The sequence below is a fragment of the Mediterraneibacter sp. NSJ-151 genome (assembly GCF_022487435.1).
Classification (GTDB): domain Bacteria; phylum Bacillota; class Clostridia; order Lachnospirales; family Lachnospiraceae; genus Schaedlerella; species Schaedlerella hominis.
In genome coordinates this window covers 162,266-174,286 of sequence record NZ_JAKVPP010000007.1, presented here as the reverse complement: position 1 = coordinate 174,286, position 12,021 = coordinate 162,266, and the positions used below count along the sequence as shown (strand labels likewise).

12 protein-coding genes and 1 riboswitch are annotated in these 12,021 nt (G+C 36.9%); of the genes, 10 read left to right on the top strand and 2 right to left on the bottom strand.

Annotated elements, in window-relative coordinates:
* Positions 1-25: 25 nt before the first annotated feature.
* The 7 genes from LQE94_RS09305 to LQE94_RS09275 all read left to right on the top strand — a co-directional run bounded on the left by LQE94_RS09305 (position 26) and on the right by LQE94_RS09275 (position 7,406).
* Positions 26-1,156: a DUF7601 domain-containing protein gene (locus LQE94_RS09305; RefSeq protein ID WP_240577525.1), complete on the top strand. Its 1,131-nt coding sequence runs from the start codon at positions 26-28 to the stop codon at positions 1,154-1,156.
* Between the two features lie 23 nt (positions 1,157-1,179).
* A complete protein-coding gene (gene srtB, locus LQE94_RS09300) occupies positions 1,180-1,905 on the top strand; it encodes a class B sortase (RefSeq protein WP_240577524.1) in 726 nt (241 codons plus the stop codon).
* Positions 1,906-1,980: 75 nt separating this feature from the next.
* Positions 1,981-3,177, top strand: coding sequence for a Y-family DNA polymerase (locus tag LQE94_RS09295; RefSeq protein ID WP_240577523.1), 1,197 nt, complete (start codon positions 1,981-1,983; stop codon positions 3,175-3,177).
* Between the two features lie 149 nt (positions 3,178-3,326).
* Entirely contained in the window at positions 3,327-3,959 is a 633-nt protein-coding gene (locus LQE94_RS09290) for a cytidylate kinase-like family protein (RefSeq protein ID WP_022074808.1), read from the top strand.
* 208 nt (positions 3,960-4,167) lie between these two features.
* Positions 4,168-5,133, top strand: coding sequence for a magnesium transporter CorA family protein (locus tag LQE94_RS09285; RefSeq protein ID WP_240577522.1), 966 nt, complete (start codon positions 4,168-4,170; stop codon positions 5,131-5,133).
* Positions 5,134-5,163: 30 nt separating this feature from the next.
* Complete coding sequence (locus tag LQE94_RS09280; RefSeq protein ID WP_240577521.1) at positions 5,164-6,198, top strand: transglutaminase domain-containing protein; 1,035 nt, start codon at positions 5,164-5,166, stop codon at positions 6,196-6,198.
* 161 nt (positions 6,199-6,359) lie between these two features.
* Positions 6,360-7,406, top strand: a complete 1,047-nt coding sequence (locus tag LQE94_RS09275) for an FUSC family protein (protein ID WP_240577520.1) — start codon at positions 6,360-6,362, stop codon at positions 7,404-7,406.
* Between the two features lie 79 nt (positions 7,407-7,485).
* Here the strand turns inward: LQE94_RS09275 and LQE94_RS09270 are convergent, their stop codons facing one another.
* The gene (locus LQE94_RS09270) at positions 7,486-7,818 is read right to left on the bottom strand and encodes a PTS lactose/cellobiose transporter subunit IIA (protein WP_240577519.1); all 333 of its coding nucleotides are present in this window, start codon (positions 7,816-7,818) and stop codon (positions 7,486-7,488) included.
* Positions 7,819-7,973: 155 nt separating this feature from the next.
* Between LQE94_RS09270 and LQE94_RS09265 the strand changes: the two genes are divergently transcribed.
* Entirely contained in the window at positions 7,974-8,963 is a 990-nt protein-coding gene (locus LQE94_RS09265; RefSeq protein ID WP_240577518.1) for a DUF3878 family protein, read from the top strand.
* Between the two features lie 87 nt (positions 8,964-9,050).
* Here the strand turns inward: LQE94_RS09265 and LQE94_RS09260 are convergent, their stop codons facing one another.
* A complete protein-coding gene (locus tag LQE94_RS09260) occupies positions 9,051-9,329 on the bottom strand; it encodes a type II toxin-antitoxin system HicB family antitoxin (protein WP_022074802.1) in 279 nt (92 codons plus the stop codon).
* Between the two features lie 340 nt (positions 9,330-9,669).
* Here LQE94_RS09260 and LQE94_RS09255 point away from each other — a divergent pair, with 340 nt between their 5' ends.
* Both LQE94_RS09255 and dapA read left to right on the top strand, forming a co-directional pair.
* The gene (locus tag LQE94_RS09255; protein ID WP_330638918.1) at positions 9,670-10,695 is read left to right on the top strand and encodes an aromatic acid exporter family protein; all 1,026 of its coding nucleotides are present in this window, start codon (positions 9,670-9,672) and stop codon (positions 10,693-10,695) included.
* A 98-nt stretch (positions 10,696-10,793) separates the two neighbouring features.
* Positions 10,794-10,968, top strand: a riboswitch (Lysine riboswitch).
* 137 nt (positions 10,969-11,105) lie between these two features.
* Complete coding sequence (dapA, locus tag LQE94_RS09250; protein ID WP_118723940.1) at positions 11,106-11,990, top strand: 4-hydroxy-tetrahydrodipicolinate synthase; 885 nt, start codon at positions 11,106-11,108, stop codon at positions 11,988-11,990.
* Positions 11,991-12,021: the final 31 nt, after the last annotated feature.

Genomic DNA, 12,021 nt, shown 5'->3' with positions numbered 1-12,021 from the left:
AGTAAGTCAAAAGGAGTAAAAGACTATGAAAAAGAACAATTGGAAATCAATGGTAGGATGCACTGTGGCTACAATGACAATCTGCATGGGAGCAACCGCATTGGCAGCAGATACAAATCTATTTATAGGAAATGACGCTGTTAATGGCTCGAAAAATCAGCCTTCGGTAAATGATGTTGCAGGTGATGCGAGCAATGTGCCGGAAACAGTAGCACAGATTACAAAAGAATTAAAACTTGCCGAAGGTATTACAATTCCAAGAGCAACATTTCATTTTACAGCCGACAAAATTACTGAAGACGCACCAGAGGCAGAAATCGAGAGTGTAAGTTATAGTGCAGAAGATTTAAAAGGTGACTTGTCAGAAGGAGTTTACAAAATCAACAAAGCAGGCAGGATTACATTTGGCGAATTTCCACATGCAGGTGAGTATCAGTATCATGTGCAGGAAACAGCAGACACCTATAATACCGCTTCCGGCGAAGTTATGACATATTCCACAGAGGCATACACGATGCATGTATATGTCATTAATACAGAGAATGGCGGAACGGAAGTTGAAAAAATTACAGCTTCAAACATGGCAGGGGACAAAGTGAGTGAAATGAGTTTCGAAAACATTTATATTAAAAATGACGCTTCACTTACCATTTCAAAAACAACAGCAGGAAAGAATGCAGACCGAACAAAAGATTTTGCATTTACATTAACATTTACAAAATCAGGTACAGCAACGGATGATACTTATGAAGGAATGATTGGAAATGAAAAAATAGAATTCAAGGCAGGAGAAGCAAAGACATTTGAACTTCATGACGGAGAAAAAATTGTATTCACAAACATTCCGGCCGGAACACGCTATGCCGTAACAGAAACAGGAACAGCATATTATACACCTTCTGTAGAAGTAGTTGAAAATGGAGTCAAAACGGTAGATGTAAAGGCAGTCAAAGGACAGAGCTTGTCATCAGCAGAAGCGGGTGCAACAAATCTTGTTGGAGAAGGAAATAATAGCGCAGACTTTACAAACACTTTTGATGATGTTCCAATCACAGGTGTTATCCTTGAAAACCTGCCATTTACAATTCTGATCGGAGCTGCAGCAGTGCTTCTGGCAATGGGAACATTTGTAAAAAGATTAAAAAAAGAAAAATAAATAAAATGTAAAGATGAATGCAGTTGGAAAATTATGTATTTGAGATTGTAGATAAAATATTAAATTGCATAGCGGGTGTGATTGGATTACTTTTGCTCCTTTATGCCTGCTATACGTGGTGGGACACACAGCAGATTTATGAAAATGCATCTGCCACAAGCTATTCTGTTTATAATCCGAAAAAACAGGAGTCGTTTGAAGAACTTGTAAAAATGAATCCGGAAGTGATTGGCTGGCTGGAGGTTGAGGACACGAATATCAATTACCCGTTGACACAAGGGAACGATAATTCAAAGTATGTAAATACGGATGCAAAAGGAAATGCTTCATTGTCGGGGAGTCTCTTTTTAGACTGCCGAAACCATCCGGATTTTTCGGATTTTAATAACATTATATATGGACATCATATGGCAAAAGAAAAAATGTTTGGAGAGCTGGAATATTTCTCGGGGAAAAAATATTTTCAAAATCACCGCTGGGGAAAGCTGTATTATGAAGGAAAATACAAAAAAGTAGAATTCTTCGCATTTCTTGAAACGGATGCTTATGATTATACAATTTATAATCCGCAGGTGAAAGAGGAAGACGAAAAAACAGCATTGTTGGAGTATATTGATCAATATGCGATACAAAAAAGAAAATGTGAGGTGACAGCTTTCGAACACTTGCTTGTGCTTAGCACCTGTACATCTGGAGAGACAAATGGGAGAGATATTCTTATTGGAAAAATAATGGGTGTAGATAACTAGAAAGACGCTATGCCAACCTTGACGGCTATATAAAAGTGTGTAATGATAGCCTTATCAAAACACTGGGAGGAAGGCATGGCGACGATCATATTTCATATTGATGTAAATTCAGCATACTTGAGTTGGACAGCAGTAGAACAATTGAAAAATGGAGCAGAAGTAGACTTGCGTACAATACCTGCGATTATCGGCGGTGATCAAAAATCCCGTCACGGAATTGTACTTGCCAAGTCCATTTCTGCAAAAAAATATGGCATTCGTACAGGGGAACCGGTGGCGAATGCCTTTCGTAAGTGTCCAAATCTCGTAACAGCAGCCCCAAATCACAAGATGTATCGGGAAAAAAGCCGTCAGTTGATGGATTATCTTAGGACATACACAACAGGAATCGAGCAGGTCAGTGTGGATGAATGTTATATGGACTTTACGAAAATCGCAGATAAATTTGCATCGCCGGTGGCAGCAGCATGTGAAATAAAAGATGGAGTAAAAAATAAATTTGGTTTCACCGTAAACATTGGTATTTCCTCAAATAAACTTCTGGCAAAGATGGCATCCGATTTCGAAAAGCCTGATAAAGTACATACATTATTTCCAGAAGAAGTTCCAGTGAAAATGTGGCCTTTGCCGATAAATGAATTGTTTATGGCAGGAAAATCAAGCGTGGATACAATGAAAAAACTGGAAATCAATACGATTGGAGATTTGGCAAAAGCAGATCCGGCATTGATTGAACTTCATTTAAAAAGTCATGGCCGTATGTTATGGAACTTCGCAAATGGAATTGATGATTCGCAAGTACAATCAAAACCATCAGAGGCAAAAGGAATCGGAAATTCAACGACGCTTTCAGAAGATGCGGCAACTTATGAAGAAGTTCAAAAAGTATTCAAAAGCCTTGCACAAAGTGTTGGAGGCAGGTTAAAAAAAGCCGGACAGAAAGCAATGATGGTCAGTATGGAAGTAAAATATCACAACTTTCAAACAATGTCGCATCAAAAACAGCTTTCAAAACCGACAGACAAAGAAGAAGAAATATATGATGCTGCCTGTCAGTTATTTTTAGAATCATGGAACGGAGAGCCCGTGCGGCTTCTTGGAATCAGGACAGCAAAACTGGTCGATGCGTCGGAACCAGAGCAACTATCTATATTCGATATCAAAATACCGGAAAAACCAGATGAAAAACATCAGAAGCTTAATAAAGCAATGGAAGAAATCAGAAAAAAATTTGGAGATAGTGCAGTGATGAAAGCAAGTGAGATGAAATAAGTCAAAATAGAAGTGCTGATGAAATTTGAAATAGAAATAATGTGAAAATTGATAGAAAAAACAATGGAATTACGTTATAATATCTGTATATAATCAACGTGTATTTAAAATGTGAAATACAATAATACGAGCAGATGGGAGTGACAATTATGACAAACAACACAATCATTACAATCGGCAGACAATTTGGAAGTGGCGGACATGAAATCGGGAATCGATTATCAGAACGACTTGGAATTCCACTTTATGATTACAACCTAATCCGTATGGCGGCACAAGAACTGAAGATTGATCCCCAAAAAGCCCAGGAAGTAGATGAAACAATTCTTGGAAGATACATGGCTTCCGCAGTATCCGGCACAGGCTCAGGAGCATATATACTCTTTATGAACGGGACAGAATATGAACAGCCATTATCAGAACAGATATTTGAGATGCAGTCCAAATTAATCGAAAAACTCGCAGAACAAAGTCCGTGTATATTTGTGGGACGATGTGCAGATTACATATTAGGTGATTACTCAAATTGCATAAATACATTTATCTACGCATATAAAGAAGATCGTATCCGAAGAATCATGAAACTGTATGATTTGAATGAGAAAAAAGCATGGGAAAAAATCAAACGTGTAGACCGCACAAGAAAATCATACTATGAAGAACACACAGATCGTGAATGGGGAAGCATAGAAGCACATCAAATGATGTTCAATTCAAGTCTTATGGGAATTGACGGAGTTGTAGATGCATTAGAAGGAATCTACAAAAAATGGGAAGCATAATAGTTATTGTTCACCATTCTTTATAGAAATACATTTTGGAGAAGACAGTCAAGTTGGCTGTCTTTTCTAATTGACTTCCCAAAACAGGCAAAGTATGAGATAATATTTCATATTAGGAAAGTGCTTTCCTAATATAAAAACGCTCCGCTAAGGATGCACACTGCGGCGTATAATGTAGGTGTCGCGAGCGACCGCCGCAGGCACAAGAATGTGGCAAGGCACATTCTTTGTTCTGGTAAAAACAAGAGAGAAGGTGACTCCGGTGATTTATAAAATAGGAGAACGTTTAGTTCCCATTGAAAATGAAACCTGGGAAAAAGAAAGACCGGCTGCGGTTTTTCTGACAGATTCTGTACATGCAGAAGAAACCCTGAAAAAAGCAGGGATTGTATATGATAATGAAATCAAGCTTGCTAAGATTGGTTTCTGTAAAGTAGAAAACCAACATGAATGTATGGTAGGAACCTTGTGTATACCAAAACTTCTGGATGTGTTGGGAAACAAATATAGAATGTATTTTTTTGTTAATCAGCTTAATGTTGTAATTGTAGACGATGATGCATTTGCATATAAATTGATACAGCGGATCCAAAAGAAAAAAGCAAGACAGGCAGATACAAAAGAACGTTTTATTTATAATTTTTTTGCAGAGTTTATGAGCAGAGATCTGGAAATACTGATTGCATATGAACGCCGTCTCCTACAGATGGAGGAAGAAGTGACCCGCGATGAAGTAGAAAGCTTTGAAAATGAAATGATGCCAATCCGCAGAGAACTTTTAAATTTAAGAAGCTATTACGATGAGATCATGGACTTAGGAAAAGAGCTTGAAGAAAATGAAAATGGCATTTTCCTTGAACGTCATTTAAAATATTTCGGTACATTGACAGACCGTGCCGACCGCCTGATGAGTAAGACACAGCATTTACTGGAATATGCACAACAGGTAAAAGAAGCTTATCAGTCACAGATTGCAGCAAGACAGAATAATAATATGCAGTTCTTAACAGTGATATCAACAATATTCTTTCCATTGACCCTCATTACAGGATGGTTTGGAATGAACTTTTACGATATGCCCGGACTGAAAAGCGGATACTACAGCGTGTGCGTATTAAGCGTTGTAGTTGTTGTAGTCAGTCTGCATTTCTTTAAAAAGAAAAAAATCATTTAAAAAGAGTATAAAAAAACAAGGAATAGAAGCATGGAACTATACTATTACAGCAAGATGAATAAGCAAAAACAAATCGTATATCATTCCCTTATGCAGGGGCTGAATGAATTGGCAGATGAAATTAAAATACCTTATCTGGAAGGAAACGAATTATACGATGTATTCTTCCAACTTCGCCTCGATCATCCGGAAATATTCTGGACAAGTGGATTCAAATACAAACATTATATAGATTCTTCCAATTTAATTTTTATCCCGGAATATTTATTTGATAAAAACAAGATCAAAGAACATCAAAAAGCAATGAAAGCTCGTGTAGAAAAACTATCAAAACCGGCTGCAAACGATTCCGAATGGGAAAAAGAAAAGTATGTGCATGATTTTATCTTTGAAAATGTACGATACGATAAATTAAAAAAATCATATTCCCATGAAATCATCGGACCATTAGGTCAAGGAGTCGGAGTTTGCGAAGGTATTGCAAAAGCGGTAAAAGTGTTGTGTGATGCATTAGGTGTCTGGTGTATTATTGCAATTTGTGGAAATAATCCTGAAAAAGGAATTAAATATCGTCATACCTGGAATATTGTGAAAATCAATGGGAAATACTATCATCTTGATGCAACCTTTGACAATACGCTGGGAAAAGAAGAAACTTTTGGTTCCGAAATTCGATACGATTATTTCAACCTAAGTGATAAACAGATTTTTCGTGATCATGAACCAGTTCTCGTATCTGTACCAAAATGTGAAGACGGAGAACATTTCTATTATAAAGAAAAGAAACTTTCTTTTACAAAAAAAGAAGATGTATATAAAAGAGCATTACAGACTGCAAAAAAAGGAAAAATATTTACGATGCACTGGCGTGGCGGATATTTAACAAAAGAAGTCTTAGATGAACTAATAGACATAATCCAAAAAGCCGGAGAAGAAAAGCAGAAAAAGGCAAAAATCAGTTTGAACTGGTCACAAGCAGTGCTAAGATTTACCTTTGCAGAGGAAATAGTTATGGCAGAGATTACGATGGAAGATGCAAATGAAGGTGAACGGATCGATTGTTGATGAGCAAAGCTGTATAGATATTTTGTATGTTTAAAGGTTTCAAAAAAATGTCTTGACTAAAAGGCATTTTTCGTGTATAGTACCTCTTCGCTATATCAAAAATAATTGCATTCACAAAAGACGATGCAGTTAACATAAAAAAGTGAAAGGAAGGGTACCTCATGACATTTTATCAGGAATTACAGTTAAGCTCTGTAGGCTCAAAACAATTAATCAAAAACACACAAGACAAAAAAGAAAAACGTCGTCACATACTAATCTACAACTTTAAAGTATATCTTGTAATGGCATTTTGTTTTGCATTTGTAACAATATTCAGCCAGATATTCGGTTCGGATAACAGTGTGGCGGGAGTAACCATATTACTGGCAGTACTTGTCCTTCGCCAGGCAGATTTCGGAATCCGGACAAGTCATGGCATTCTCAGTATCGGAGGCATTTTTGCGATATTAATGATAGGACCAAGATTAGCAAATATGTTGCCGCCATTTATAGCGTTTGGTGTAAATATAATTTGTATTCTATTATTAATGATTTTGGGATGCCATAATGTGATCATGTCAAATCATTCAACCTTTGTATTGGGATATTTATTATTGTTTGGATATGATGTAAGCGGACAGTCGTACAAACTTCGTGTGATTGGATTAGTTGTCGGAATGATAGGCTGTATGGCAATATTTTACAAAAACCAGAAAAACAGACCATATCGCAGAACGTTTCTGGATCTGTTTCGTGAATTTGATCGTTTCTCAGCAAGAAGCAGATGGTATATCCGACTGACACTGATTGTATCATCAGCAATGTTGATTATGACACTTCTTGGCTTGCCAAGAGCAATGTGGGCAGGAATTGCATGTATGTCAGTGTGCATGCCATTTACGGAAGATGCAAAAGAACGCGCAAAATTAAGAGGTATATATAATATAGTAGGAAGCTTGATTTTTATCGTGTTATATCTTGTATTGCCAGAATCTATGTATCCGTATATCGGAGTGATAGGCGGGATTGGAGTCGGCTACTCAGCAGGATATGCATGGCAGACCGTATTTAACACATTTGGAGCACTGTCTATTGCAGCAGGAATGTTCGGAATGCCTGCTGCCGTAGCACTTCGTATTGGTGCAAATGTATTCGGTGCGGTATATACAGTGGCTTGTAATCAGCTGCTGGCACGAATCGGGAAGAAACAAGCAGTTGCTGCTTAAAATACAAATGGCAAGGTGACTATGCAATCCGGTGAATTGGAGTTTGGATTTCCAAACGAAAATGAGCTAGATTGCATAGTCATTTATTTTTTTTCTCTAATGCGTCAATACGTTTGTATGCTTCAATCAGCTCGTTAACCATAATTTTACATGTTTCAGTTCCCATTAACTGGTCTTCTGCATGAATTAACAAAATATTAGGTATTATGTTTTCTTCTTCAGATGCCTCTTTTTGAATCAGTTCTGCATGAACCTTATGTGCATTTAAAAATGCTTCATTTCCTTCTTGAATCAGATTTTCGGCTTCTTCATAATATCCCAGCTTAGCCCTTTGAATTGCATTCATATAAGCACTTTTTGCTTCGCCTGCAAAAGTAATAAGCTGAAAACAGATAAGTTCAAGTTCTTCCATCTTTACCTCCTTCATTTTTTACTAAAGTATAACAGATAATTTAATAAAATATCTCCTTTAGATTTATGGTAAAATAGAGTTGTCAAAAAACTATCGACCAATCTACCTAAAAGAGACGCATTTATATCATAACATATAAATAGGAGGATTACAAAATGTTTACCGGGAATAATAAATTTGAAATCTCCGATACAATTCTTAAATTGGAAGAATTATTAGAACAAGGGCAATTTGAATTAATGTCCGCTCAGGTAATAGATGGAAAATTAAAGGCAGTTTATTTAATGAATGACGCGGTGGAGAGCTTTCTGGTATTTGAACAAGCAAGAATAACAGGAGTGTATCAGAAAGAGTACGAAGGAGATGTAGAGGCGTCACTTTCAATACATCAGAATCCCGACACAGAGAAGGAAGAATTTGTATTGGTGGTTTATCAAGGTGACACCGTATGTACTTTGTTCTTTGCAGATATTGTTTTAGAGACACATTTGTATGATTATGGAAAGGTTGGTCATTTCTGGGTAGAAGGATATGAATACCTTCGTCAGCTAGAATACAGACTTGCGATTTTAAGAGACAAACGCGATTATCTGGGAGAAGTGTACTGTAATGCGGCAGAATTAAAATTAGCCCATCTTGCAGAGTTTCCACCATTAAATTATTGCTGTTATCCTGCAGTACCAGAGAAGTATATTGTACCAAAAGAAAATCCATGGATGCCATCAGAAAATGCAATCCGCGTGATGATGGAATTTGCAAAGCAGACAGAAGATAAATCACTGCAACGTATTCTGTCATTTTATAAGAAACATTCTTGGCGGTGGGTAACGTGGTGGATAGCGGATATGCTCCATAAAAATGTACACGCTGAAGTGGTTGATCTTTTAACAGAAGAATTGACAAAAGCTGCGTCAGATTATCCAGAGAGAAGATTTGATGAGAAAGAAGAAAAAGAACACAAAATTCTTTTAGAACGTGCAAAACAAGAACAGAGAAAACTAAAGGAACAGGGAATCAAGGCTGATATAGTACGAGAAGAACCATTTATAACATCAAGAGATTCACTTAGGTATAAGGTGTATTTGATGGAATGGCAGTCGAAACGGGGAAATCGGATTGTAAAAATTAAAGAGATAAATAATTAAAAAGAGCATGTCTCGATTGGGAAAATAGCATTGCGCTATTTAAAATAATCGAAACATGCTCTTTTGTTATGCCGTGTGACGGATATCTTATTCGTCCCATCCTTCATAGAATCGGATATTTACTAAAATATTACGAACAAATTCATTCTCTTTCAGAGTAATATCGCTCTCATCAGATACAGGTGGGAGTTGAACATTTTCTTCTTCAAGTTCTACTGTAAGCCAGTCTCTTGCTGCTGCATTAGCATTATCAAGTACATCAAAGAGCGTATCACCTTCTGCAGTACAACATTCCAAATCTGGGAAATATGCTTTATAACCGCCGGATTCTGTCTGATGAAAAACAGCTGGATATATGAATTTCATGACTTTTCCTCCTTCTTTTCAGTCTATCTCAAGTTGTAAATCAGATGTTATTCTAAATTGTTTTGAAAGTAATGTGCATCTGATAAAACCACCATATTAGTATATAATAGGATGACGAAAACAGCAAGGAGTCAGTTGAATCCTTTTATGTAAAAAGAAAATTCCTAGTTACTGTACACTTCTGATTTCTATGAAAAGCAACCAATAATAAATAAAAAGAATTGTGAAAAATTCCGATTTTGTGCAAATTACAAAAGGAAGAATTGACAAAGTAAAAAAATACAAGATAAGATAGATGCAGGGCAAAGATTTGGGGAGGTAATAAACGGGGATAATATAATTGAAAAAATTGATGAAAAAGAAACAGCAGAAAAAACGAGTGCTGCAGGCAATCAAGATTGCAGTAGGAAGCAGTGCTGCAATTTATGTTGCAGAAGTATTAAATTTAGAATATGCAATCTCAGCGGGAAGTATTGCTTTGCTGACATTGGTTACAACAAAATGGGAAACAGTAAAACTATCCTGGTTTCGTCTGGTGACGTTTTTAGTATCATCAGTACTGGCATGGATTGTATTTACCCAGATTCAATCAGAATGGCTGGCCTATGGTATTTATATATTTTTAATCGTAATTGTCTCTGAAGAATTTGGATGGAGGGCTACGATATCGGTAAATGCAGTGATAGGTATGCATTTCATGGCAAAGCGAGATTTTGAAGCAAGTTTTGTATTTAATGAATTTCTGTTAGTTCTAATAGGAATTACAGTAGCGGTAGTATTAAATCTGTTCTATGACTATGCAGGACAACGTAAAGACCTTGTGCGAAACATGCGCTACACAGAGAATCGTATGCAGATGATACTGGGAGCAATTGCAGCTTATCTGGCAGATAAAGAAATGCAGTATGATATTTGGGCGGCAATACGTGAATTAGAATCACAGATTCGTATATTTATTGATGATGCTTATGAATATCAGGACAATACATTTCAGTCACATCCGGAATATTATATTAATTATTTTGAGATGCGGATGAAACAATGTAATACCATACATGACTTGCATTATGAGATGAAGAGAATCCGAAAGATGCCTCAGCAGGCACTCATTATTTCAGAATATGTATTAAATATGATGGATTATGTGACAGAGCGAAATGAGCCGACAGCGCAGATGGACAAATTAAAAGAAATTTTTCAACATATTAAGGAAGATAAGCTTCCGACTACCAGAGAAGAGTTTGAAAGTCAGGCGATGCTTTATCATATTTTGATGGATCTGGAAGATTTCCTTGTGTATAAAAAACGTTTTGTCAACAGTTTAGATGACAAACAGAAACAGCGTTATTGGAATCAAGGAAAATAATAAGAATTCAGTAAAAAAAGAAAAATGAAAATGAATATATGCCGTCGTTTCCTTGACAAGAAATGGCGGCAGTGTTACACTTTTATTGTTAATTAGGAAACGTAGATAGAGGTTGCATTTTTTATGAGTATGATGTCGGATGGACAGGGACAGAAGAAGTCATCAAAAAGGAGAAGATGCCGAAAGGATATGGAATAACCTGGAGCTATATCACTTGGGCGTGGCGTGAAGAACGACACGACTGTCATCGCAGGATGGGGAGCTATCTGATATATACAATATGTATATTTTAGAACGGCGCATCTTGCCGTTTCTTTTTATGTTGCGATGCATATATAAGTGGTGTGCAAAGTAATATAAGGTAATCCGTCAGGGTAACAACAATGTTGAAGATTTAGGAGGACAAAGAAGTGGCAATTTTTAAAGGCGCAGGTGTAGCACTTATTACACCGATGAAGGATAATTATGAAGTTAACTATGATAAATTAGACGAGATTCTGGAAGAGCAGATTGCTAACGAGACAGATTCCATCATTATTTGTGGAACTACAGGAGAGTCTGCTACTATGACAGAGCAGGAACATCTTGATGTGATTAAATTTGCAATTGAGAGAGTAAACCACAGAATTCCGGTTATCGCAGGAACAGGTTCTAATTGTACAGCAACAGCAGTTCAGTTATCTAAAGAAGCAGCAGAAGCAGGTGCTGACGGACTTCTTTTAGTAACACCATATTATAATAAGGCAACACAGAATGGACTGATCGCACATTATACAACTATTGCACAGGAAGCGAAAGCTCCAATTATTCTCTACAATGTACCAAGCCGTACAGGTTGTTCAATCCAGCCGGCAACAGTTGCGCATCTCGTAAAGAATGTAGAGAATATTGTCGGAATTAAAGAGGCATCCGGAGATATCGGTAATGTAGCACAGATTATGCATTTATGTGATGGTAATGTAGATTTATATTCGGGAAATGACGATCAGGTTGTGCCACTTCTTTCATTAGGAGGAATCGGTGTAATCTCAGTATTGTCAAATGTGGCACCGACATATGTTCATGATATGGTTTACAAATATTTATCAGGAAGTACAACAGAAGCATGCCAGATGCAGTTAAAGGCACTTCCGCTGTGTGATGCATTATTCTGTGAAGTGAATCCGATTCCGGTAAAAGCCGCTATGAATATGCTTGGTAAAGAATGCGGACCACTTAGAGCACCGTTGACAGAACTGGAGCCACAGCACAAAGAACAGTTGAAGAAAGCAATGCAGGAGTTTGGAATTCTGTAAGAACAGAGGTTGACAGACACAGCATATTGTG